Origin of the sequence: Candidatus Poriferisocius sp., assembly GCF_965214065.1 — a bacterium.
Classification (GTDB): Bacteria; Actinomycetota; Acidimicrobiia; order Acidimicrobiales; family Bin134; genus Poriferisocius.
In genome coordinates, this window is record NZ_CBDCAT010000028.1 from 1,239,755 (window position 1) to 1,262,800 (window position 23,046).

The 23,046-nt window shown below is 64.5% G+C and carries 19 protein-coding genes; 10 read left to right on the forward strand and 9 right to left on the reverse strand.

What is annotated here, in order from left to right; all coding sequences use genetic code 11:
- The first annotated feature begins 90 nt into the window (after positions 1 to 90).
- The 3 genes from uvrC to rapZ all read left to right on the forward strand — a co-directional run bounded on the left by uvrC (position 91) and on the right by rapZ (position 3,640).
- A complete protein-coding gene (gene uvrC / locus ACOOGG_RS17180; RefSeq protein WP_420437283.1) occupies positions 91 to 1,950 on the forward strand; it encodes an excinuclease ABC subunit UvrC in 1,860 nt (619 codons plus the stop codon).
- Positions 1,947 to 2,699, forward strand: coding sequence for a class I SAM-dependent methyltransferase (locus ACOOGG_RS17185; RefSeq protein ID WP_420437285.1), 753 nt, complete (start codon positions 1,947 to 1,949; stop codon positions 2,697 to 2,699). Before uvrC ends, ACOOGG_RS17185 begins: the two co-directional genes overlap by 4 nt.
- Positions 2,700 to 2,767: 68 nt before the next feature.
- Complete coding sequence (gene rapZ / locus ACOOGG_RS17190; protein ID WP_420437287.1) at positions 2,768 to 3,640, forward strand: RNase adapter RapZ; 873 nt, start codon at positions 2,768 to 2,770, stop codon at positions 3,638 to 3,640.
- A 24-nt stretch (positions 3,641 to 3,664) separates the two neighbouring features.
- Here rapZ and ACOOGG_RS17195 read toward each other — a convergent pair whose 3' ends face one another.
- From ACOOGG_RS17195 to ACOOGG_RS17205, 3 genes are read right to left on the reverse strand one after another with little or no spacing between them, the layout of a single operon-like run.
- Positions 3,665 to 4,663: an SDR family NAD(P)-dependent oxidoreductase gene (locus ACOOGG_RS17195; RefSeq protein WP_420437289.1), complete on the reverse strand. Its 999-nt coding sequence runs from the start codon at positions 4,661 to 4,663 to the stop codon at positions 3,665 to 3,667.
- A 57-nt stretch (positions 4,664 to 4,720) separates the two neighbouring features.
- The gene (locus ACOOGG_RS17200; protein WP_420437291.1) at positions 4,721 to 5,962 is read right to left on the reverse strand and encodes a sulfotransferase family protein; all 1,242 of its coding nucleotides are present in this window, start codon (positions 5,960 to 5,962) and stop codon (positions 4,721 to 4,723) included.
- 26 nt (positions 5,963 to 5,988) lie between these two features.
- Positions 5,989 to 7,173 (reverse strand): DUF1214 domain-containing protein, encoded by a 1,185-nt coding sequence (locus ACOOGG_RS17205; protein WP_420437293.1) that lies wholly within the window; start codon positions 7,171 to 7,173, stop codon positions 5,989 to 5,991.
- Positions 7,174 to 7,253: 80 nt separating this feature from the next.
- On the opposite strand from ACOOGG_RS17205, the gene ACOOGG_RS17210 reads away from it, so the two are divergent.
- Together ACOOGG_RS17210 and ACOOGG_RS17215 are read left to right on the forward strand one after the other, a co-directional pair.
- Complete coding sequence (locus ACOOGG_RS17210) at positions 7,254 to 8,243, forward strand: LLM class flavin-dependent oxidoreductase (RefSeq protein ID WP_420437295.1); 990 nt, start codon at positions 7,254 to 7,256, stop codon at positions 8,241 to 8,243.
- 39 nt (positions 8,244 to 8,282) lie between these two features.
- Positions 8,283 to 9,218, forward strand: coding sequence for an LLM class F420-dependent oxidoreductase (locus tag ACOOGG_RS17215; RefSeq protein ID WP_420437297.1), 936 nt, complete (start codon positions 8,283 to 8,285; stop codon positions 9,216 to 9,218).
- 3 nt (positions 9,219 to 9,221) lie between these two features.
- Here the strand turns inward: ACOOGG_RS17215 and ACOOGG_RS17220 are convergent, their stop codons facing one another.
- The 5 genes from ACOOGG_RS17220 to ACOOGG_RS17240 are packed head-to-tail and all read right to left on the reverse strand — an operon-like array spanning position 9,222 to position 14,761.
- The gene (locus tag ACOOGG_RS17220) at positions 9,222 to 10,421 is read right to left on the reverse strand and encodes a CaiB/BaiF CoA transferase family protein (protein WP_420437299.1); all 1,200 of its coding nucleotides are present in this window, start codon (positions 10,419 to 10,421) and stop codon (positions 9,222 to 9,224) included.
- Positions 10,418 to 11,605 carry a CaiB/BaiF CoA transferase family protein gene (locus tag ACOOGG_RS17225; protein ID WP_420437301.1) on the reverse strand — a complete coding sequence of 396 codons (1,188 nt, stop codon included), beginning with the start codon at positions 11,603 to 11,605 and terminating at the stop codon, positions 10,418 to 10,420. Before ACOOGG_RS17225 ends, ACOOGG_RS17220 begins: the two co-directional genes overlap by 4 nt.
- 1 nt (position 11,606) lies before the next feature.
- Positions 11,607 to 12,419: an acyl-CoA thioesterase gene (locus ACOOGG_RS17230; protein ID WP_420437303.1), complete on the reverse strand. Its 813-nt coding sequence runs from the start codon at positions 12,417 to 12,419 to the stop codon at positions 11,607 to 11,609.
- Positions 12,416 to 13,495 (reverse strand): LLM class flavin-dependent oxidoreductase, encoded by a 1,080-nt coding sequence (locus ACOOGG_RS17235; protein ID WP_420437305.1) that lies wholly within the window; start codon positions 13,493 to 13,495, stop codon positions 12,416 to 12,418. Before ACOOGG_RS17235 ends, ACOOGG_RS17230 begins: the two co-directional genes overlap by 4 nt.
- A 9-nt stretch (positions 13,496 to 13,504) precedes the next feature.
- Entirely contained in the window at positions 13,505 to 14,761 is a 1,257-nt protein-coding gene (locus ACOOGG_RS17240) for an amidohydrolase family protein (protein ID WP_420437307.1), read from the reverse strand.
- A 135-nt stretch (positions 14,762 to 14,896) separates the two neighbouring features.
- Here ACOOGG_RS17240 and ACOOGG_RS17245 point away from each other — a divergent pair, with 135 nt between their 5' ends.
- The 5 genes from ACOOGG_RS17245 (at position 14,897) to ACOOGG_RS17265 (ending at position 21,452) form a co-directional block, all read left to right on the forward strand.
- Positions 14,897 to 15,664 (forward strand): SDR family NAD(P)-dependent oxidoreductase, encoded by a 768-nt coding sequence (locus tag ACOOGG_RS17245; RefSeq protein WP_420437309.1) that lies wholly within the window; start codon positions 14,897 to 14,899, stop codon positions 15,662 to 15,664.
- 4 nt (positions 15,665 to 15,668) lie between these two features.
- Positions 15,669 to 17,987, forward strand: a complete 2,319-nt coding sequence (locus ACOOGG_RS17250; RefSeq protein ID WP_420437311.1) for a xanthine dehydrogenase family protein molybdopterin-binding subunit — start codon at positions 15,669 to 15,671, stop codon at positions 17,985 to 17,987.
- The gene (locus ACOOGG_RS17255; protein ID WP_420437313.1) at positions 17,984 to 19,312 is read left to right on the forward strand and encodes an acyclic terpene utilization AtuA family protein; all 1,329 of its coding nucleotides are present in this window, start codon (positions 17,984 to 17,986) and stop codon (positions 19,310 to 19,312) included. Before ACOOGG_RS17250 ends, ACOOGG_RS17255 begins: the two co-directional genes overlap by 4 nt.
- A complete protein-coding gene (locus ACOOGG_RS17260) occupies positions 19,309 to 19,632 on the forward strand; it encodes an AtuA-related protein (RefSeq protein ID WP_420437315.1) in 324 nt (107 codons plus the stop codon). Before ACOOGG_RS17255 ends, ACOOGG_RS17260 begins: the two co-directional genes overlap by 4 nt.
- 773 nt (positions 19,633 to 20,405) lie before the next feature.
- A complete protein-coding gene (locus ACOOGG_RS17265; protein ID WP_420437317.1) occupies positions 20,406 to 21,452 on the forward strand; it encodes a hypothetical protein in 1,047 nt (348 codons plus the stop codon).
- 16 nt (positions 21,453 to 21,468) lie between these two features.
- On the opposite strand, the gene ACOOGG_RS17270 is transcribed toward ACOOGG_RS17265, so the two are convergent.
- On the reverse strand, positions 21,469 to 22,971 hold the full coding sequence (locus tag ACOOGG_RS17270; RefSeq protein WP_420437319.1) for a class I adenylate-forming enzyme family protein: 1,503 nt from the start codon (positions 22,969 to 22,971) through the stop codon (positions 21,469 to 21,471).
- Between the last annotated feature and the right edge of the window lie 75 nt (positions 22,972 to 23,046).

Genomic DNA, 23,046 nt, shown 5'->3' on the forward strand with positions numbered 1-23,046 from the left:
TATCCGCCCCAATCCCCCAAAGAAAAGGGGAAAGTTGAGCCCTTACCAGAAGACAGGCGACGGCTGCTCGGCTCATAGGATGGAACCAGCATGTTGAACCGCCCGCCCCCTGGCACCATCCCCGGCACCGCGGGTTCATACCAGTTCAAGGACCGGCACGGACGGCTCATCTACGTGGGCAAGGCTAAGAACCTGCGGTCCCGCCTGGGCAGCTATTTCCAGAACCCGGCCTACCTGCCACCCCGCACCGCCCAGATGGTGGCCGAGGCCGAATCAGTCGAGTGGATTCAGGTGGACACGGAGGTGGAGGCGCTGATGCTGGAGTACAGCCTCATCCAGGAGCACCAGCCCCGGTACAACGTCCGCTACCGGGACGACAAGAGCTACCCGTTTCTGTGCGTGACCATGGTGGACGAGTGGCCCCGGGCCATGGTCATCCGGGGACGGAAGAAGAAGGGCAACCGCTATTTCGGCCCCTACGGCCACGCCTACGCCATCCGCGAGACCCTCGACCAACTGCTGCGCACCTTCCCCATCCGCACATGCAGCGACAATAAGTTTAACCACCACGCCCGGCTGGGACGACCGTGCTTGCTGCATCACATCGAGAAGTGCGCCGGCCCGTGCGTGGGCGAAGTGGAGCGGGGGCGCTACGACCAGATGGTGGACGACCTGCTGGCCTTCCTCGGCGGCGACACCGACGAGGTGGTGAAGCGGCTGGAGGACGACATGGCCGAAGCCGCAGCCGCCTTGGAGTTCGAGCAGGCCGCCCGCTGCCGAGACCGGCTGGCCAGCGTGCGCAAGGCCATCGAGGGCCAAGAGATGGTGGGGGGCCGCTCGGAGGACTATGACGTGGTCGGCCTGGTGGACGATGAGCTGGAGGCCGCCTGCCAGGTGTTCTACGTACGCAAGGGCCGGGTGATGGGCCGCCGAGGGTTCATTGTGGACAAAGCCGGCCAGCTCAGCCGCCCCGAGCTGGTGAGCCGGGTGCTGGAGCGTCTGTATTTCGAGGAGAACCCGCTGGGCGGCCCCAAGCAGGTGCTGGTGCCCGACCTGCCCGACAACCAAGATCTGTACGAGGAGTGGCTCCGGGAGCAGCGGGGTTCCAAGGTGGGCATCTCGGTTCCCCAGCGGGGGGCCAAGCGCAAGCTTCAAGAGACGGTGGCCCGAAACGCTGCCGATGCGTTTGCCCGCCACCGTCTCAAGCGGACCTCCGACCACAACAGCCGGGCCCGGGCACTCAACGACCTTCAAGAGTGCCTGGGCCTGCCCGAGGCCCCCCTGCGGATCGAGTGCTACGACATGAGCCACCTACAGGGGTCCGATTACGTGGGCTCGATGGTGGTCATGGAAGACGGGCTGCCCCGCAAATCTGAGTACCGACGGTTCAAGGTGCGCACGGTGAAGGGCAACGACGACTACGCGGCTATGGAGGAAGTACTTACCCGTCGGCTGGCCAACTACCTGGCTGAGCGAGAACGCCCGGTGGAGGAGCGGGGAAAGTTCGCCTATCCGCCGCAATTGCTGGTGGTGGACGGCGGCAAGGGCCAGCTAGGCGTGGCCGAGCGGGTGCTGGCCGAGCTGGGCCTCGATGGGGAGATCTTTCCGGCTGGGCTGGCCAAGGAGTTCGAGCAGGTCTTCGTGCCCGGCCAGGCCCACCCGGTGGAGATACCCCGGCCGTCGGAGAGCCTTTATCTGCTTCAGCGAATCCGGGACGAGAGCCACCGCTTCGCCAACGACTACCACCGCCAACTGCGGGGCAAGCGGATGACCAAATCGTCGCTGGACGGCATCGATGGCCTAGGCCCGGCCCGCAGAACCCGGTTGGTCAAAGAACTGGGCGGGGTGCGAGCGGTAGAGCAGGCCTCGCTGGATGACCTTTTGGCGCTGAGCTGGCTTCCCGACACCGTGGCCTATGCCGTGTACGAAAAGCTCCACGGCCTGCAATGAGTTCAGAACTCCCAGGCGAAAGCCTGTGGGAGCAACACGCCGGATGGTGGCAAGAACAGTGCACCGAAGGAGCCGACCCCGAGTACGCCGAGTTGATCGTCCCGCTGGCCGCTGAGCTGTTGGCCGGGTACGACCGGGTGCTGGACATCGGCGCCGGGGAGGGGCAGCTTTCCCGACTGGCGGCCGGGCTGGGAGCGTCCCTGGTGGTCGGGGTCGACCCCACCCGAGCCCAGGTAGCCGAGGCCGCCCGCCGGGCCGGGGGACCGGTCTACGCCAAAGGCCAGGCCGAAGCGCTGCCGCTGCCCGGTCAGTCGTTCGACGCCGCGGTGGCCTGCTTGGTGTTCGAGCACATCGACGCCATGGACAGCGCAGTGGCCGAGGCTGCCCGGATACTGCGCGACGGCGGGCGATTCCTGCTGTTCTTGAACCATCCGCTGCTGCAAACGCCCGATAGCGGCTGGATCGACGACCACGTTCTCGACCCGCCCGAGCAATACTGGCGGATCGGTCCGTACCTGCGGGAGAGCGTGATGATCGAAGAGGTGCAAAAGGACGTATTCCTACCGTTCGTACACCGCCCGCTGAGCCGCTATGTGAATGCACTGCGCGACGCAGGGCTGGCCATCGACCGCATGCTGGAGCCCGCACCGCCACCGGGTTTTCTGGCTGCGGCCCCGGAATACTCCCAGGCCCAGACCATTCCCCGCCTGCTGGTGCTGGTGTGCCGGAAAGAGACCCAGTCGGCCTAGTCCGCCCTTTCAACCCCGCGATTCGGGAATAGCCAGAGCGGCCTCATCTCGGCCATTAGCCTGAAGTGGTGGCCGAGTTCGTCGTGATCACCGGGATGTCGGGGGCCGGCCGATCACAGGCTGCCAACCACTTCGAGGACCTGGGCTGGTACGTGGTGGACAACCTGCCCCCCGCCCTGCTGCCCAAGGTTCGAGAGTTCGCCGACGCCCCCGACAGCGGCGTCTCCCGGGTGGGCCTAGTGCTCGGCCTGAACCTCTACCACGACGAGGTGGCCCCTTCCCTGGCCGATCTCAAAGAATCTGCGGATGGCTCGGTGCGGATCCTTTTTCTCGACGCCTCCACCCCAGAGCTGGTCAAGCGGTTCGAGAGCACCAAGCGCCGACACCCGTTCGCCGGCACTTCGCCGATGGGGGTGTCCGACGCCATCGAGGCCGAGCGGGAGGCTCTGGGCTACCTCCGCAGCGAGTCCGACGTGGTGGTGGACACCTCCGAGTACAGCATCTATCAGCTCAACCGCTTCATCGACGAGGTGTTCGACCTCGACGCTGGCCCCGGGTCGGTTACCACCAGGATCATGTCGTTCGGCTTCAAGCACGGCATCCCGCTCGACGCCGATTTGGTGCTGGACTGCCGCTTTCTGCCCAACCCCCACTGGGTGGAGGAGCTCCGCCCGCTCACCGGCCAACACGAGGCGGTGAAGGACTTCCTGCTCAACGGTCAGCCCATGGCCGAGACCTTCCTCCAAAAGACTGAGGACCTGTTGACCATGCTGGTGCCCGCCTATGTGCGGGAGGGCAAGTCGTATCTCACCATCGCCTTCGGCTGCACCGGGGGCCACCACCGCTCGGTGTTCGTGGCCGAAGACATCAACCGCCGCCTCATCGACAATGAAGAACTTGGTGTCCGCCCCCTCGTCATACACCGGGACATCGACAAATAGCTCGGTTCGGCAGCGGCGCAGGGTTCAGGTGGCGTTCCGGTATTTCGCCACTATGGCTTCGCTGGCCTCCCACAGCCTGGCACCGTTGTCAGGATCGGCCGCGCTGTCCGACACCTGTTTGCGATTCATCAGGTGCAGGTACATCCCGGTAGATGTTCCTGCTTCTGGAGCACAGCACAGATAGATGATCGGCGCGATGGCCTTCTCGGGGGACCGGAAGAACAGCCGCAACGCCGGGTTGACGATCGGCTTCAGCAACGCCGGAGCGTCGCGGGCGATTCTCGTGGAGACCCCACCCGGGCACAAAGCGTGCACGGCTACGTCGGCTGATTCGCTCGGGTTCAGGCGGCGCGACAGCTCGGTGGCATAGGTGCTCAACACCAGCTTGCTGAGGCCGTAGTGCCGCATGCTCTCTTTGATCCCGTATTCGGAGTACTCGCCTAAGCGATCGAATTCAATGGCGTCGGCGGATCGGTGCGACTCCGATGAGACGAACACGATCCTCGGCGGCTCGCCACCCTGTTCTGCGGGACGGATGACGCCGTCTTTCAGCCAGCGGTCGATCATCACTCGCTTGGACAAGAAGTGGACCGCGAACATGGTGTCGTACCCCTGCGGGGTCTCCCTCGCGGTAGGCGTCATCAGGCCGGCGTTCATTAGGGCGATGTCGATGCGCACGCCGCTTCGCTTCAGTTCGTCGCAGCAACGATGCACGGAGCGGACATCGGCCAGGTCCACCTCGACCATCTCCACGATGTCCGATCCTGACGCATCCTTGATCTCGTCGCAGGTGTCGTCGTGGCCAGGACGGCAGGCCAGGATCATGTTGCCGCCCCGTCTGGCCAGCTCGATGGCCGCCGCCCGGCCCAAGCCGCTGTTGGCCCCGGTCACCAAACATGTCTTGCCGTCGATCCGCACGTCGTCGGGGACTGGTTCAACATCAGGTGTCTTCAGATTGCGGAAGTCGCGGACAGCCTCGGTGATCGCGTTGGCCACAGTGCGCTTTTTCGGTGCTTGACCCATGGCTAAAGGTACCTCGTTGGCCATGGACGGTTTGGCCCTCTGTGAGCGTGGCGTGGCCTATTCGAAGGGGATGGCATAGGCGTCCCGATAGGTCGCGAATGTCTCGTCCATGATCTGCTCGCTCAGGCCGAAGTGTTCGAGCCGGTAGTGGTGCTTTCCAAAGCGGTTCTGTGGGTTCGCGGCCACGTAATGATCAGCCAGTTCCTTGGCTTCGTCGCCGAAGTCGATTTCTGACACCGCGTAGATCCGCCGGAGTTGGGACATCGGGTCGCGGGTCAGGTCGTAGTACGAAACGTCGACAAATCGACCGCCGGGGGTCTTTGCTCGCGTCGTCATGGCCCGCTCGAGCATTCGGTGGGTCTTGTCGCACCAGTGGCGTCCGATTTCGGTCGGGTCCACATGATCGCTGAACATGCCCCGACCGTGGGCCACCATGCTGCAAAAGGAGGTGACGGCCACCCGGGGATCGCGGTGGGTCTGCACGACCGTGGCACCGCTGAACACCTTGAGCAATACGTCGAGATACTCCAGGTGATGAGGAGTCTTGAGTACCCAGGCCCGGGCCGACCGCTGCCAAGTCAGCACCTTCAACACTCGGCGGAAGTACTCGTATGTCGCCGTATGGTCCTGTTCCGCTAGCCAGCGAGAATAGCTCGGAACGTGCAGGATGGCCTCGGCTGACTGGCTCATGAAGTTGAGGTCGAGCAGCAGTACGTCTTCTTCGGGCTGTTCGCGGTCGATGGGGTGGACGGCCATGAAATCAGGCGACAGGTAGGAGATGGTCCGCTCGGCCAGCACCGCCCGCCGCCTGCGGGATCGCTCGGCGCGTTCAGGCGCATCAGCCGCTGCCACGGGTATAAGCGCTTCCTTGCCAGAGATGCCCCGGATCTCGGGGTGGGAATAGATGAGGCGGTGAAGAAGCGTCGTGCCGGTGCGCTGAAGCCCGGTGATCACGATGACCGTGCCGAGGTCGATGTCGTCGATTTCGGGGTGTCGTTTGAGCAGGTCTTGAATGCGCAGCCGCTGAATCAACGCGCCGGTCAGCCTGGACTTTTGAATCAGCAGGCCAGTGGGAGTCAGCCGGGCCTCGTCGTTGATCGACTCCACCAGCACTCGCAAGGCCTCCAAGTGCCCGTCGTCGCCGAAGTCGGAGAGCCCGGTCTTGCGCCTCGCGTGTTTGACCAATTTGTCGATGTCCAAGCGGCCGGAGAGCCCGATGCGCGCCCCGGCGCGGGCTAGCCGGTTGAGCGCCCGGATGGGGATCGGTCGATAGGGGCTCTGGTAGTCGGTGGACGTCAAGACGCTAATTCCGCAGGCTGCTCACGCTAATTCCGCAGGCTGCTCAGCGGCACCACACGGCACTGAGGCTGGGGAGTGTCGGCGGCCCTCACCCAGCGGAACGACATTGTGCCGAGCAAGTGGCCTGCAGTTTCGATCCAGTTGGGCAGATCTGGATCGCGGTGGGCCACGATCAGCCGCACCGACCCGTCGGCTTCGCATTGGGCCAGATGGCTGTTGGTGTGGATCGTGTAATGGCGGTAGTCCAGCGATTCCATCCAGTAGTTGCTGAGCTGGAAGTTCCAGTACTCGCATTCGGGAGGAGTGGCTTCGATCACCAGCGCTTTGTCGGGTTCCAGGGCCCAGTGGCTGTGGTAGTAGGTGATGTTGGGGTCGCCGCCAGCGTTCAGTGACACGTCGGGGTCGAACTGCGGTAGTTGGTTGCTGTGCTTGGAGAAGTCTCGAGCCCACTTGGTGAACAGCAGCGGTGCGCCCATCACCAGCGCCCCGACTTTCTTCAACCCCTCATCCAAGGCCTTGGCGGTGAGGTGTGAGGGTTGGCGTTCGTCGGGAGCAGAGTTTATGCGCTCGATGGTCAGATCAGCGGGGACTTCTGTGTTGCGGTCGGCAAAGGTCTGACGCACCACCAACGTGCCGGTCTCGGGGGTCATCGGCAGCCAGTTGCCATCTTGGGGGGTGCTGCTCAGAATCAGTTCGAAACAACCGTCGGCATCCATCTCGATCTGGTCGGCTTCGATGTGTCCGGTGGGGGGCAAGCCGCCTCCCTGGCCGTAATTGCCCGATTGTGTTCCGATGCTCAGGTAGGCGATGGTGTTGCGCCGCCCGGTGATCTTGTAGTCGTAGCTCCCGTCCAACGAGGCCGTGTAGTAGTAGTTGTCGGGGTTGTCGGCGCCCAGCTTGGTGGTCTCGTTGGCCACGCGATGCATCACCGGCGCCTTGGGATCGGCGTGTTCGACGAACGCCAACAGCCCGGCACGGGCCAGGCGGCTCAGGTGCCGGTAGCCCTCCGCCTGGTTGAACGGGTCCCGCGGCGCGCCGGGGAAATTCATCGCCGCTCCCGCCGCTTTCAATGAATCGCAGAACTCCTCCCACGCCTTGCCGCTCACCACCCGCTGTTCGGCCACGTCGTCGAGGGTCTTGCCCCGCATTTTCCGAATCAGAAGGGTGATCCGTCTAAATGCGCCCAGCAGTCGTATGGCAATCCGTCGCATGGCGACTGTCTACCGATGGGGGAGGGCCGGAGACAACACGGGTCCAGCACACTGAGGTCTGCTTGAACAAAGATGGCCCGGTGAGATTCGGCCTGCTGTTGACCTCGGTACACGATCGCTCCGTGCCCGTAAGCCGACAGATCGCCGAACACCACGAGCTGATCTCCGTGGCTGTGGATCATGGGTTTGACCTGGTGGTTGCGGGCCAGCACTTTGCCGCGCCGACGCTGCGCTACCTCCAGCCCATCCCGTATCTGACCTCGATCGCCATGCGGTTCCCGTCGGTCGAAGTCGCCACCGGCATCCTGCTGCTGCCCTTGCACCATCCCCTCACCGTCGCCGAGGAAGTGGCCACAATGGACGCGGTTACCGGCGGGCGGGTGATAATGGGAGTGGGGATCGGCTACAGCCAAAACGAATTCGACGCCTTCGGCGTAGACCGCACCACTCGTACAGCGCGGTTCGAAGAGTCGGTGGAGATCATCCGAGCGCTGTGGGCAGGCCAGCCCCTTAACCACAATGGCCGCTTCTACCAGCTCGACGCCGTCGAGCTCTCGACGCTTCCGGTCCAGCGGCCCCACCCCCCGATCTGGGTCGGGGCCCAGGTGGAGGCGTCGGTTCGCCGTGCCGCCCGAGTGGGCGATGCCTGGTACGCGGCGCCGTTCCCGACCCACCGACAGCTCGTCGAGCTCTACCAGGCGTATCGGGAAGAACGAGCGGCCCATGGCAATCGGGCGCGCCCAACCATCCCGGTCCGCCGGGAGGTCTATATCGCCGACAGCCCAGCTGAAGCCGAAACAGCGGTGTCGTCGGGGGCGGCGTCGCGCTATGGCACCTATCGCTCGTGGGGGCTCGACGTGGACGACGGTCTCGGCTTCAGCGACTGGCTGGACAGTCGGTTCGTACTCGGCAGCTCTTCTGATGTGGCCGAGGGGCTCTCCTACCTCATGGAGCAGGTCGAGCACTCGCACTTCATCTACAAACCGCAGTGGCCGGGATACGACCATGCCCACGCCATGGCTCAACTCAAGCGGTTCGGCGCCGAGGTGATCCCGCTATTGTCCGGCTAGCCCGGATACCGAAAACCCCAACCACCGAAAGCAGAGCCTATGGGATCGGATAACACGCCCTACCGGGGTCCAAAGATCGGCCTCTGCCTGCCCTATGAAGGTCCCGCCTCGGCCCAGGACATAATCGATGTCGCTCAAGCGGCAGAGTCGGCCGGGCTGGACTCGGTGTGGGTGGGCGACCACATCGCCTTCCCGGTGGAGTTCTCCTCGCCGAACCCCACCACGGCCGACGGCAAGTACCCATATCCCACCGACAACCCCCGGATGGAGGCACTCACCACCCTGGCCTTCGTCGCCGGAGCGACGTCCACCATTCGGCTCGCGGTCAACGCCTGCGTGCTTCCCCAGCGCAACCCCGTGATCGTCGGCAAGGCCGTGGCCACCCTCGACTACCTGTCGGGGGGACGGGTGATTTTCGGGGTGACGCTCGGTTGGCTTCGAGAGGAGTTCGAAGCCCTCGGTGCCGACTACCCCCGGCGTCGCCAGGCGCTGGAGGACGGCATCGAGATCCTGCGCACGTTGTGGGAGCAAGACCAGCCCTCCTATGCGGGGGAGACCCACTCGTTTCCACCTCTCAACATGAGGCCCAAGCCGGTGCAGTCGCCGGTGCCCATTCTCGTGGGCGGCCACTCCCGGCCCGCGCTTCGCCGGGCCGCAGCGGTGGGAGACGGCTGGCTGGCTTCCCGGATGACTCCGGATGGGTTGCGGGACCATGTGAGCTTCCTGCGCGAAGAGCGCAAGCAATCGGCCCGGGCCGACCAGCCGTTCACTGTGGCCACCACCTGGCCTGCGGCGGTGGGGGGTCACAACCCCAACGTGCTCGACCTAACCGATCGGGACGCCACGCTGGGAACTCTGACCGAGTTGGGCGAAGCCGGGGCCGATGCCATCAACATGGTGGTCGTCTCGTATGACCCCGCCGAGACCCTGGAGGCGGCCGAAGCCCTGGGCCAGCATCTGGGTTCAGGCTCTTAGGGATCAGGTTGAGCCCGCCACCCCAGCGTCTAACAGAGCAGCGATTTCCTCTGGGCTGTAGCCCGCTTCGGCCAGGATCTCCTCGCTATGCTGGCCCAGCACCGGCGGGGGACCGGTGATCGCGCCGGGGGTGTCGTGCAGGCCGATCACCGGGCCCAACTGGGGAATCTCTCCCAGGGTGGCGTGTTCCACCCACTGCACTAGTCCGGCCTGCTGCACCTGGGGATGGTTCAGGATCTGCGAAAAGCTGTTGACCGACCCGAACAGCCCGCGGTGTTGGTTGAACGACTCCTCCCACTCGGCGCTGGTCCGGGTGATGAAGATGCCTTGCAGGTACTCGGTGAGCTCGGCTCGGGCGTCTACCCGCTGCTGGTTGGTCAAGTAGCGCTCATCGGCGGCCAACTCCGGCTTGCCGATGGACTGGCAGAAGCGCTCCCACCCGTCTACCCCTCCCCACACGCCGGCCACTACGTAGCCGTCGGCGGTCTGGAACGCCTCATAGGGCACCACCACGCTGTGGGCGCTGCCGTGGCGCTCCGGATCGTCGCCGTCCACCCAGTGCGAAGCCAGCCGGGTGGTCAGCGACGACAACAGGGCAAACAGCATCGAGACGTCGATCATCTGGCCCTTGCCGGTTTTCTCTCGGGCCAACAGCCCGAGCATGACTGCCTGGGCGCTGACCAAGGCTCCGGTGAAGTCGGCCATCGGGACGCCGACCAGACTGGGTCCCCGGTCAGGCTCACCGGTCACCGACATCACCCCCGAAACCGCCTGGACCACCGGGTCGGTCCCCGGGTAGGGGGCCAGCGGACCCTCGGGGCCGAAAGCGGTCAGGGAGACGTACACGATCTGGTCGTTGATGGCCGACAGGGCGTCGAAGCCGATGCCGATCTCGTCGGCTACACCGGGCCGGTAGCTGGTGACCACTACATCGACAGTGGCGGCCAAGCGATGGATGACCGCCAGGCCCTCTGGTTTCCTCATGTCCAGAGCGATGCTGCGCTTGCCGCGGTTCCAGATGAGGAACAGAGCACTCTCCCCGTCGACGAACGCGGTCCCGACGCCTCGGCTGCCGTCGCCGTGGGGGAGGCTCTCCACCTTGATGATGTCGGCCCCGTAGTCCCCCAAGATCATGGTGCCGTAGGGGCCGGCCATGTGACGGGTGAAGTCCAACACCCGGATGCCGTCGAGGGGCCTTGTCATGTGATCCCCCCTGAGAGGTCCTCTCCGACGAGATGGTCCAAGCCGACTTCGGCCAGGACCTCGTTGGTGTCGGCACCGAGGTCGGGGGGCGGGGGCAGGTCGGCGAGTTCGGGTTGAGCAGCCTCATCAGGGTCGGAGGAGAGCTGCACCGGCGAGGCCGCCATTTGGGCCCGGCCTCCAGGAACCTCGGTTCCCCGCAGAACCCGGTTGAGCTGGGCGTGCTCGCTGCTCACTGCCTCATCAAGGGTCAGAATGGGAGCGAACGGGATCTCGGCCTCATCGAGGAGGCGGTTCCACTCGTCGAAAGTCCGCCGGCAGAAGGCGTCGGCGATCAGTGGGCACTCGTCGTCGTATCCGAAGTCCATGCTGTGGGTCCACTCACCCCGGGTTCGCAGTCCGTCCAGCCCGGCCAGATCGCAGAACCGCTCCCAAGCGACCTTCTCCAATGGGCAGATGAGCAGTGCCCGGGCATCGGAGGTGGCATACATGGAGTAGCGCGACCCGAGGGAGCGGTACTCGTGCCAGGGCTCGTCGTTGTTGGCCCAGGTGTTCACGTCGCGCCAGTTCCACCAAAGCGCGGTGTTCCAGATAGAGGTGTGCACGAACTGCGGTCCGCCGCCCCGGTCTCGCTTCACGACAGCGGCCAGCACCCCCATGGCGCCGAATACTCCGGCCAACAGCACACCGGCCGAGCGCCATCCGACACGGGTCTGGGGCTGGCCGTCGTTCCACTCGATGTCAACCCGTCCAGCCAGCGCATCCATGTTCTGGCCGTGGGCCTTGTACTCGGCCCACGGTCCCGCCAGCCCGTAGCCCGAGATCACGCAGTACACCAGCTCAGGATTGGCCTCCAGCAGGGTGTGGAAGTCGAGACCCCGGTTCACGGCGTCCTTTGGGCGGGCGCCGACTATTACCGCGTCGGCCCACCCGGTGACCCCGGCCACTACGTCGGCCCAGTGGGGCGAGCGGGTGCTGACCGCGATGCTGCGGGTGCCGGGATTGAGGGCCAAGTGCAGGTCGCTGATCCCGGCGATTTTGGGCTCATTTCCCCGATTGCCATCCCCCTGAACAGGATGTTCGACCTTGATGACATCGGCGCCCATCTCCACCAGCAGGTGCGAGGCCAGCGGCCCCGACATGTGGGTCGAGAAGTCCACGATGCGAAGCGGCTCCGGCTGGGTCATGTCAGCTTGGTCCGAGGATGGCCAGGATCTGGCGGGATTGGCACAACAGGGTGCCGTCTGGGGCCCAAATGTCGATGTCCCAATCGAGGTAGCCGCCCCGCACCAGGCCGGTGCGCGACCGCAACAGCACCATGTCGTCGGCCTGCACGGTGGCCAGGTCGGCCCGGAAATAAGTGGTGTGGTCCAAGGTGGCGGTGGTGTACATGCGGTCGAGGCGCACCCACCACCCCATCATCCCGATGTCGCCGATCATCAGCAGGCCGGGGGCGTCAATAGGGCGGGCCTGGGCAAAGCCGGCCCAACCCACTCGTTCCATGGGCCCATGGGGCGCCGTGAATGGTTTCGGCCCGAGTCGGTCTTGCATGATCACGTTGTCGCCGTACGGAAAGGCGAATTCGGGCACAAAACCGTCCGTCTCCCGTGTTGGGGTGGGCGGTGCCACCTCGGGCATGGGCAGTTCGTCGAACTCCGGGCTCGGCCGGTCAGTGGCGAAGCTGGCCAGAGCGGTGGCGATCAGCTTGCCCTGTTGCACCACTCTGGCCGCTGTGCTTACCAGGGTGCGGCCGGTGCGCAGCACTTCGGTCTGCACCTCGTAGTCGCCCTCGCCGGGCGCCCGTAGCAGATGGGCAGTGAACGACAGCGGCCGGTACTGGGGGTCGGTGACCGCGGCCGCCAGCCCGGCCATCAATTGCGCCTCCACGAGCCCGGCGGGAACACGGCCCGAAGCCATCCACGACGGGGGAGTGGCGGTGCGGAACAGGCCATTGCCCAGCGGCGTGTGGGCGATGGCCTCGTCGAATGAAGCTGATGTCACATGGCCTCCAATGCCTCGGCGACCTCTCCGGCCGCGGGAGCCAGCGAAGCAGGAATGTCCTCGACGGGCATAGGCGGGACTTCGGCCAGCGCGGGTATGACCTCGCGGCCCATGGTGTCGAGGTATTCGACCACCTCGTCTATGTGCATTTCGGGCCATTGGGGCTTGACCACGAACGGATCTATCGGCAGTTCTCGAGCCACGTTGGTGAAGTGGTCGATCACCTCTTGGGCCGTGCCAACGGCAACCGAGCCTTTCACCTCGTCGAAGAAGTTGTTCAGCAGCGCTTCCTCGTCCAATATGTCGAGCTCCTTGCGGGCGTAGGTGAGATAGCGGTCTTTGCTGACTTCCACGAAGCTGGCGATGGCCTCCTCTGTTGTGGCGCCGACGAAGGCGTTGCGCCGCAGGGGTTGGCAGCCCATCGGCTTGCCCCGTTCGGCAAATGCAGCGGCCATGATGCCCAAGCGGACCCGCATCTCTTCGATGTCGTATTCGGGCGGGATGATGAAGCGGTCGCCCACTCGACCGGCCCGCCGAGCCCCCTTGCGGGAGTGCGCTCCCATCCAGATGGGGGGATGGGGTTGCTGCACACATTGGATATGAGGGGTAGCGCCCTGGATCTGCCAATGCTGGCCTTGGTAGTCGAAGTCCTCCATGGCCCAGCACAGCTTCATGATGTCGAGGCACTCGTCGAACAGGCTCACCCGCTTGTTGAACGGGATGTTCATCAAGTCGAATTCTTCGCTCCGGTATCCGAGTCCTAGGCCGACGTCCAGCCTTCCCCGGGTAACGATGTCGAGGGTGGCCAGTTCCTCGGCCAGGATCACCGGGTGGTACTTGGGGGCCAGCAGCACGGTGGCGGCCAGCCGCACGTGGTCATCGATCTCGGCGGCCAGGCGGGCCAAGAGGGGAACCGGCTGGAGCCATCGCAGGTCGCCATACAGGAAGTGCTGGCCGATTACGAAATGGCTGAGACCGTTGCGCTGTCCGGCCTCCACTTGGCGCAGGATGCCGTCGAACTGCTCGATCGGGTCAACCTCACGCGGCACGTCGCTGATGATCATGCCGAACTGCATGGAAACCCCTTATACAGCTATGCCGTAAAGCTCGGCGGCGTTGTCTTGGATAACTCGGCGCCTCACATTGGGGTCGACGTCGGCCAAAACCCGGGCGAAGTGCTCCCTGGTGGAGGGGTACAGGCACGTCGGATGGGGGACGTCGGTCTCCACCAGCACGTTGTTGACCCCGACGTCTTCGATGAGCTTGGCCGGGGCTGACTTCTCGAACCAGAACATGACCCAGATGTGGTCGTTGAAGTACTCCCGGGGCCGGCGGGCGTTGAGGGCCACCTCGTGGGCCTCGGTGACCATCTCGTCGTACTGGTACTCGAGGGCTTCGAGGATGAACGGGACCCAGCCGATGCCGCTCTCCGCGGAGACGACCTTGAGGTTGGGGTAGCGGTCGAGCAGATCGCTCATGCACAGATTGACGATGATGCGCACGTTGCTCATGTACATCTGGGTGGCGTGGATGGCCAGCCGCCTCTGGTGGTCGAACTGGCCCCACCAGGTCTTGGGGGCGGAAGGGATGGGACGAGGGAGGTCTTCGGGGCCGATCTCGCCGCCTACCCGGGCCTGTTGGAAGCGGGCGCCCCGGATGGTCTCCATCTCGGCCCGGCTCATGCCGGCACCGATGTGGAAGTTGGCCACCGCTCCCGTTTGGTTGAACACGTCCCACATGGGCTCGAAATACGGCTCCCACAGCTCGGGAAGGCCCACCATCTCGGGTTTGTCCGAGAGGGTGAACCCGGTGATGCCCTTGTCCAGCAGCCGGGTCATCTCAGCCACGGTGAATTCCATGTCCCAGATCGGAAGCATGGCCTGGGGGAAAAGCCGGCCGTTGGACTCGAGCTGCACGTCGACGAAGAAGTCGTTGTAGGTCTCCAGGACCATCTGTCGCTGGGCCAGGTCTTCGATGGCAAAGACGTGGTTCGAGGAGAAGCCGACGCCATTGGGGTACAGGATCTGGGCATGGACCCCCATCTCGTCGCATAGCTCAAGTCGTTCCTTCACCGCCCAGGCACTGGTGTCGATGATGTCGAAGGGCTGGACCACATGGCTGCCGAGGATCTTCTCGTGGCCGGTCTGGATGGTGTTGCCGCCGGTGCTGGCCCACAGCTCGCCGTCGAGGTACCAGGCGGTGACGCCGTTGACGGTCTTCTGCACCGGTACTCGGTCTTGCATCGCTGCTGGTGCCCGCGATGTCCACAGCTCGGGCGGCTCGGTGAAGTGGGAGTCGCAGTCGATGATCTTCAAGCCGCCAAGCGGGTCTTGTGGGTCCATGGTGTTCTCTCTCGTGGGCACAGTTAGGGGAGCGCCGTCAAGGCGAATAGTAGGTTCTCGCTGTTCGGGTAGCATCCCTGCCCGTACACATTGGAAAATCGGCCAGCGCCGCGGCTGCGTCGCATGGGGGTTGATATGGGAGTGCTGGAAGGACGGGTGGCAGTGATCACCGCGTCGGGCTCGGGGATGGGCCGGGCCGCAGCCCTCCGCATGGCAGGCGAAGGCGCCCATGTGGTGGTGGCCGATCTTCGCGCCGATGCCGCGGCTGAAACAGTAGATCTGATCGCCAAAGCCGAGGGAGCGGCCAGCTCCTTCACCATTGATGTCAGCAAAGTGGATCAGATAGAGGCGCTGATGGCCGAGGTGGGCTCTATCCACGGCAAGATCGACGTGCTCTACGCCCACGCCGGCATTCCCGGTCCCGCCGGGCTCGATATGAGCGAGGCCGAATACGACGAGACGGCCGCCATCAACATGAAGTCGGCATTTTTCACCGTCGCCCGTGCCGTGCCCTTGTTGGAGGCGTCGGGCAACGCATCGGTCATCCTCACAGCCTCGACGTCGGGCGTGGTGGGCTCGCCCTTCTCGCCGCTCTACTCCATGACCAAGGGGGCAATCGTCACCTACGGAAAATCTCTTGCCTTGGCGCTGGCCCCCAAGGTCCGGGTCAACGTCATCTGCCCCGGCCCGGTAGACACCCCCATGCTGCCGTTGTTCTTCGGGCGGGAGCCCGGTACCGACGTCAAGCCCCTTATGAAGGAGTTCCTGGAGACTTCAGTGCCACTGCAACGCCCGTCCCAACCCGAGGAGATCGCCGAAGTGGCCCTGTTCTTGGCCAGCGACGCCAGCAGCTTCGTGACCGGGGTCACTCTGCCGGTCGACGGCGGCTACCTGGCTCGATGACCCAGTGAACGCCGGAAGGTTCGTAGGACAGCGTATTCTCCGCCGGGAAGATCGGCGGCTCACCGCCGGACGGGGCACCTACATCGCCAACATGGGAGTGCCGGGCATGCTCCATGCCCGGTTCGTTCGCAGCAGTGTGGCTAGAGGAGTGATTCGGACCATCGATGCCGAGGCGGCCAAGGCCCATCCTGGCGTTGTCGATGTACTGACCGCCGCGGAGCTGAATCGGTTGGCGGGGCCGATGTTTGCCGCATTGATCGGCGACCAAGTGCCCTATCCGCCGCTGCGAGCACTGGCTGATGGGGACGTCCGCTATGTGGGCGAGCCCATCGCGGTTGTGGTGGCCGACAGCCCCTATGCCGCCTGGGATGCGGCCGATCTGGTTGAAGTGGACATCGATCCGAAGAAGCCGGTGATCGGAGCGCAGGCCGCACTGGACAACTCATCCGAACTGGTCCACCCCGAACGCGACTCCAATGAAGCCCAGTCGATGCCGTCAACTGACCCGCCAGACCTAGACGCGGTGTTCGAGTCCGCCGCCCATGTGGTGACCCGCACGTTCACCCAGTCGAGGGCCACCAACGCGCCGATGGAGCCCCGCGGCATTATCGCCAGTTGGACGCCGTTTGCCGACACCCTCGATGCCTGGGTTTCGTCGCAAAACCCCCACGAGTATCACGTTCACTTCGCCAACCTGCTCGGGATAGCCAATCACCAGGTTCATGTGCGCATGGGCGACATCGGCGGAGGGTTCGGCCAGAAGATGATGGTCACCCGGGATGAGGACTGCATCGTGCTGGCTAGCCGGTACCTGGGCCGTCCCATCAAGTGGATCGAGGACCGCAGCGAGAACCTGATCGCGGCCAATCAAGCTCGGGCCGAGGTGCTTGAAGTGTCGATGGCGCTGGACGACCAAGCTCGCATTCTCGGTTGTCGGGTGCGCCATGTGGAAGACGTCGGCGCCTATGCGGTAGGTGGTCACAGCAGCGCTTCGGGTAACTTGGCCCGCTTCTTCCCTGGCCCGTACCGCATCCCTCTTTATGGGTTCGCCAGCCGGTCGGCCTACACCAACACCGTGGGGCGGGCCGCCTACCGGGGTCCCTGGCTGTCGGAGACCACTGCCCGGGAGCAGATGATCGACCACGTGGCCCGCGAACTGGGCATCGACCCACTGGAGTTGCGGCGCCGCAACACCGTCATTGCCGACGAGCTTCCCTACACCACCGCCACCGGGATGGTGTACGAGAACGTGTCGCTGCTGGAGTGCCTGGACCAGGCCGCGGAAACGGTGGACTACGACGAATTCCGCCAGCGTCAGCGGGACGCTCGACAAGAGGGCCGCTACCTCGGCCTGGGCATCAGCTCTTATGTAGAACCGTCGGGCATGGCCTGGGCTTCTTTGGCCACCGAGCAGATCTCGCTCCGGATCGATCCGGGCGGCAAGGTGCGCATCTTCATGGGCAGCGGGGACCACGGGCAGAGTTTGGCCACCACCATGTCGCAGTTGGTGGCCGAACATCTGGGCTGCGCAATGGATGACATCGAGTTCATGCAGGGCGACACCGCCGCCACTCCCTTCGGGGCCGGCACCGGAGGCAGCCGATCAGCGGTTATCGGCGGCGGGGCGGGTATCGGCGCGGCTCGTCAGCTGCACGACAAGGTGGTGGAGATTGCCGCCCATCATCTGGAGGCGGCCCCTCCCGACATCGAGGTGAGCGATGGGGTGGCCTCGGTGGTGGGCACGCCGGCCCGCCAAATCACCCTGGCCGAGATCGCCGGGATGGCCTACCGCAGCACCGACCTCCTGCCTCCGGGAATGGAGCCGGGTCTGGAGGCCAGCCACCGTTATCAGCCGCCCAATGTGTTCACGTTCTCCAACGCCACTCACATCTGCATCTGCGAGGTGGACATCGAGACCGGGCTGGTCAGCTTGGATCGCTTCGTGGTCAGCGAGGACTGCGGGCGCATGATCAACCCGATGGTCGTGGACGGCCAGATTGCCGGCGGCGTTGTGCAGGGCATTGGCGGCGTACTGTGGGAGAACATGGCCTACGACGACCAGGGCAGCCCCCTGGCATCGACCTTCATGGACTATCTCATTCCCAGCGCCCCCGAACTCCCGCCCATCGAGTGCTGCCACATCGAGACGCCGTCGAATACCGAGGGCGGTTTCAAGGGGATGGGGGAGGGCGGCACCATAGGAGCCCCCGCCGCGGTGGCCAACGCGGTTGCCGACGCTCTGGCCCCTCTCGGCGTGCAGGTGGACACCTTTCCCCTCGGTCCCCGCGAAGTCTTCGAACTCATCCGGAGCGCTCGGCAATGAGCAAGGGCATTTCCATCGGCAGCGGGTCGGCATATTCCACCGATCGGCTGGACTGGGCTCAGGAACTGGCCGACAGCGGGCTGGTTGATTACATGGGATTCGACTGCCTGGCCGAGCGGACCATGGCGCTAGCCCATGTGCGCCGCCTGGATGACGAGACCACCGGCCACGACCAGCGCATTCCCGAGCTCATGCGCCGCTTCGCCGGGTTCTTGGGGCGGGGCGGGAAGATGGTAGGCAACTTCGGCGCGGCCAATCCGGCTGCTGCGGCCGATGATGTAATGCGGGGGCTGAAGGCAAACGGCGTCACCGGCGTTCGGGTCGGGGTGATCCACGGTGACGACGTCTTAGACCATGTACTCGATCAGGATCTGGAGCTTCCCGAGATGGGGGTGACCGCCCAGGCCATCGCCGCCCGGGTGGTGTCGGCCAACGCCTACATAGGTGCCGATCCCATCGTTGATCTCCTGGACGAGGGCGCACAGTTCATTCTCGGCGGCCGCATTGCCGACCCCTCTCTCTACGTGGGGCCAATCGCCTATGAGATGGGTTGGGCGCTGGACGACTGGGACAAGATGGGCACCGCAACCCTCGTCGCCCATCTGTTGGAATGCGGCACCCATGCCACCGGCGGGAATTACGTCGATCCTCCGCACCGGGTGCTCGACGACATCGTCCACCTCGGATTTCCCCTAGCCCACGTGAGCGGTGACGAGCTGATCATCACCAAGCTGGAGGGCACCGGCGGGGCGGTGGACATCGGCACCATGAAGACCCAGTTGGCCTATGAGATCCACGACCCGGCCGCCTATCTCACCCCCGACAGCACCGCGGATTTCACCCAAGTATGGGTGGAAGAGGTGGGCCCTAACCGGGTGCGGGTCGGCGGTGCGGCTGGCCGCCCCCGCCCCGACACGCTCAAGGTGCTGGTAGGCGTGGACGAGGGATGGAAGGTGGTTACCGAGATCTCCTACGGCGGCTCGGGCTGCGTGGATCGGGCCCAGCTGGGCGCCGAAGTGGTGGCCAAACGCCTAGAGCCGTTCCAGTCGGGCATCGACGAGATCCGCTACGACCTCCACGGCATGAGCGCCCTGTTTGAGGGCCAGCTTCCCGGTGGCGAGCCGGCCGAGGTGCGCCTGCGCATCGCCGCCCGCTGCGATGACCGAGAAACTGCTGATGCGGTGGCCTTTGAGGGCCAATTCCTGTGGATGGGACCGGCGGGCGGCGGCGGGGTCAACACCCAGATGGCGCCGGCCATCGGGGTCACACCCGCGCTGTTGCCCCGGGATGATGTGAAGCTGATCGCCGAGGTCATCGACGCATGAAGCTGCGGGAGTTCGCCTACAGCCGCTCCGGCGACAAGGGCGACATATCGAACCTCTGCGTATTTGTCTACGACGACGACAATTGGGACGTACTGCGACGCGAGCTCACCGTCGAAAAAGTACGGGAGAAGTTCGGCGGCCTGGTCAAAGGCGAGATCACCCGCTACCAACTACCCGGCACCAAGGGCCTCAACTTCGTCATGACCGAGGCGCTGGGTGGAGGAGTGTCCCGCAGTCTGCGCACCGACCCCCACGGCAAGTCCTACCAATCCCTAATTCTCGACATCGACATAGACGCCGACACCGAGATCAAGCGGTAGCTTGGTTCATGACCATCGCTGCCGCTCGCGCAGTGGGCACGCTAGTGGTGATTGTGTGGGTTGGGGCTGTCTTGGGCGGTTGTGGAAGCGCTGGCGATCAAGTGGGGTTATCACCGGTGGCTCAGCCATCGGTTGAAGGTGAAGTCGAGACTGGCGTTGTCGAAGACAGCTCTGAAATTCCGGTGGCGTCCGGACCCCTCCCGGTCACCGGATGGGCAAGAGTCCAGTTTCCCGATTCACTGGTGGGGCCGCATTTGGTTGCCGCTTGGTCCGGTAGCGAATTGCTGTTGTGGGGTAGCCGGGCCGGCTTTGGGTTTGCATACAACCCTGAGACCACACTCTGGCGGCGGCTAGCTGCCAGTCCCAGGCCTGCAATGTACGGCACTGCGAGCGCCCTGACTGATGGCGAGGTCATCGTCTTCTGGGGGAACCAGTCACCCTCGGTGTCAGCCTATGACCCTCGATCTGACACATGGCGCTCACTGCCCGACGCTCCCATCAGCAGTGAGCTTTCTGCCGACATCCTCTGGAATGGCACTGAGATCTTGCTTGTGACTGGAGACAGAGTTGCCGTCTATCGGCCCATGACAGACGCCTGGGAGTTGGCCGCAGAGTCACCAACTTCCCTGGGACCTAACCGCGAAGCTGCATGGACTGGCGCTGAGCTTGTCGTTTGGCCAACAGGAACATCACGAGCGACAAGGAGGGGACTTGCCTACAACCCCATTGAGAACACCTGGAGAACGCTGCCCGATCCGCCCGAATGGCCGGCGATGCCCGATGCCGTGTGGACCGGCGAAGAGCTCATCGTATGGGGTGGTCTCCCCGGCTCTGCCAATGTCGACTACTCAGAGCGTGCGGTCGGTTCGTCGTACGACCCTTCGACAAATGCGTGGACTGCGATGCCTGAACCTCTTCCCGAACCAGCGAGCTTTGAAGGCAACTTGGGGAGTCAGACGCTCATATGGACCGGAACCGAGCTCATCGTCTCGACTGGTCACTTGGGAACCGGCCTAGGCACCGCGGAGTCCTTGCTGCTGAGCTACCAGCCCCGTAACGAAACCTGGGAACTCTTGGGAATCTCACCAGTCTCTGGGTACAACGCCACAGGCATGGTGGCTGGTAACCGACTGGCCTTATTCGATGTCGATGCGTTTTTCGTCTCTGAGCCCCAATGGGGTTCCATGGACAGCAGCGAATCGCAAAACGAATCCGCTGGAGCCGAATCTGTCCTGGAGCCCGACCTGGCATCTGAAGTTGAGATCTCGGGCGTGTTGCTCAATGGCGACCGGTACCTGGTGAGCGCTGAGCCAGCGCTCTCTGACACTGTCGAGGGGGCCTACGCGGCAATTGTGATTGACCTACAAGACGGCGAGGTGCCGATTGAGGGGCCAATCGTTGGCATCGCGACTTTCCACCCTGTGAGAACGACCCCGAGGGCTTTCTATGGCCGGGATGATCTGGTTGTCGTCGCTTCTGGGAGTTGGAACATGGTTCTCAACATCTATGACGACGTCATCGCAGAGTTGGGAGAATCAGCGAACTCGGACCTGTTGGATTCGATCATCGCTCATGAACCGCCCCATGAATCGGGCCTCCCGGCGTTCGAGCTCCGGGCGCCGTTGCGGTGGGCCGAAGATTACGAGGTCCCCTCGCAGATGATGGTCTCGTATCCCGACTTCGTAGTCAGACGCGGTTGCAGCAGTTCCGCGGTTGCCTGTAGCGCCGACGAATCAGTTGAGGTTGTTCCCAAAGAAGTAGTTGTCTCACCTCATCCCGAATGGCCCGGCAACGCGGTGGAGATCATCAGATTGCCCTGAGGCGCCCTTTTCCCGGTCAGTCGGCGGAGAGGTGTTCTCGGAGTTCGACTTTGCGGATTTTGCCGGTGACGGTGCGGGGGAAGGTGTCGACGGCGATGAACTCGTCGGGGACCTTGATCTTGGCCAGGCGGTCGCAGCACCAATCGGACATTCCGTCGAGTGTTTCTCCTGGCTGCAGTTCAACGAAGGCCACCGGGCGCTCGCCCCATTCGGGGTCGGGGCGACCGACCACCGCCGCTTCGGCGACAGCCGGGTGGTCGTGGAGCACGGCTTCGATCTCGCTGGGGTAGACGTTGACGCCGCCGCTGATCAGCATGTCTTTGGCCCGGCCCACGATGTAGAGGTAGCCGTCGGCATCGAATCGACCGAGGTCCCCGGTTCGCAACCAACCGTCGACCAGGGCCTCGGCGGTCTGAGCAGGATCGCGCCAGTAACCGGCCATCACCTTCTCGCTCTGCACCCAGATCTCGCCCACCTCTCCCGGGGGCACGAGGGTGCCATCGTCGTCGTGGAGGTCGATTCGGACACCGGGCACGACGCGCCCGCACGAGTCCAACAGCTCGGGGCGCCCGGCAATGGCCATGTCGTGATCCTCGGGGAGCAGCCCGGTGAGGTTGGTGACGCACTCGGAGATGCCGTAGCCCTGATACAGCCCGCAGCCGAAGCGCTCGTAGGCCTGTCGGATGAGCGGCCCGGCGGTGGGGGCCGCGCCGTAGACGATGAGGCGGAGGCTGGAGAGGTCGGCCTCGTCGAAGCCGGGATGATCGAGGATGCGGCGCAGCTGGGCGGGGACGAGGATCGAGATTGTCACTTGGTGCTCGGCCACCGCGGCGAAAAACGACTCCGGCGAGAAGGAGCGCAGCACAACGTGGGTCTGGCCGTCGGCCAGCATGGAGCACACCCGAGTGCCAGTGGCCGCGTGGTAAAGCGGCGTGGTCGACAAGAATACGTCATCGGGCTGGAACCGCTGGACCAGCGCCATGGTGAGCCCGTTGAACGCCAGCCCCCGCTGGGTGAGGCAGACCCCTTTGGGCCGCCCGGTGGTCCCGCTGGTGTAGATGATCAGCGCCGTGTTGTCTTCGGCGGCCCGGTCCAGATCGCCGAACGGCACCGACGCCAGCAGCTCGGCGTAGTCGTCGCCCTCGACGTCGATCACCGGGCCGGTGCTGCCGACGGACTTCAGCCGCTGGGCATAGTCGCTGGTCGCCAAGGTGAGGGTGGGTTCGGCATTCGACAGGATGAAGGACAGCTCGGGATCGGTGAGCTGGGTGTTCAGCGGCACGGCCGCCGCGCCCAGATAGGCCACCGCCAAATAGACGTCAAAAAAGACCAACCCGTTGTCGGCCATGAGCCCCACCCGATCGCCTCGGCCCACTCCAGCGGCCTCGAGACCGGTCGCCAGCCGGCGAACCCGGTCGCTCAGATCGGCAAACGTAACCGAAGTACCTCCGTGGACCGCTACAGCAGTCCGCTGGGGATAGAGCGCCGCATCACGCTCCAACAGGTCAATTATCCGCACGACCGCTCCCCAACTCAGGCCCAGGCAATCCAGCCGTCCAAGCCCACCGAAAACACCTCATTCACCCGGCAACGT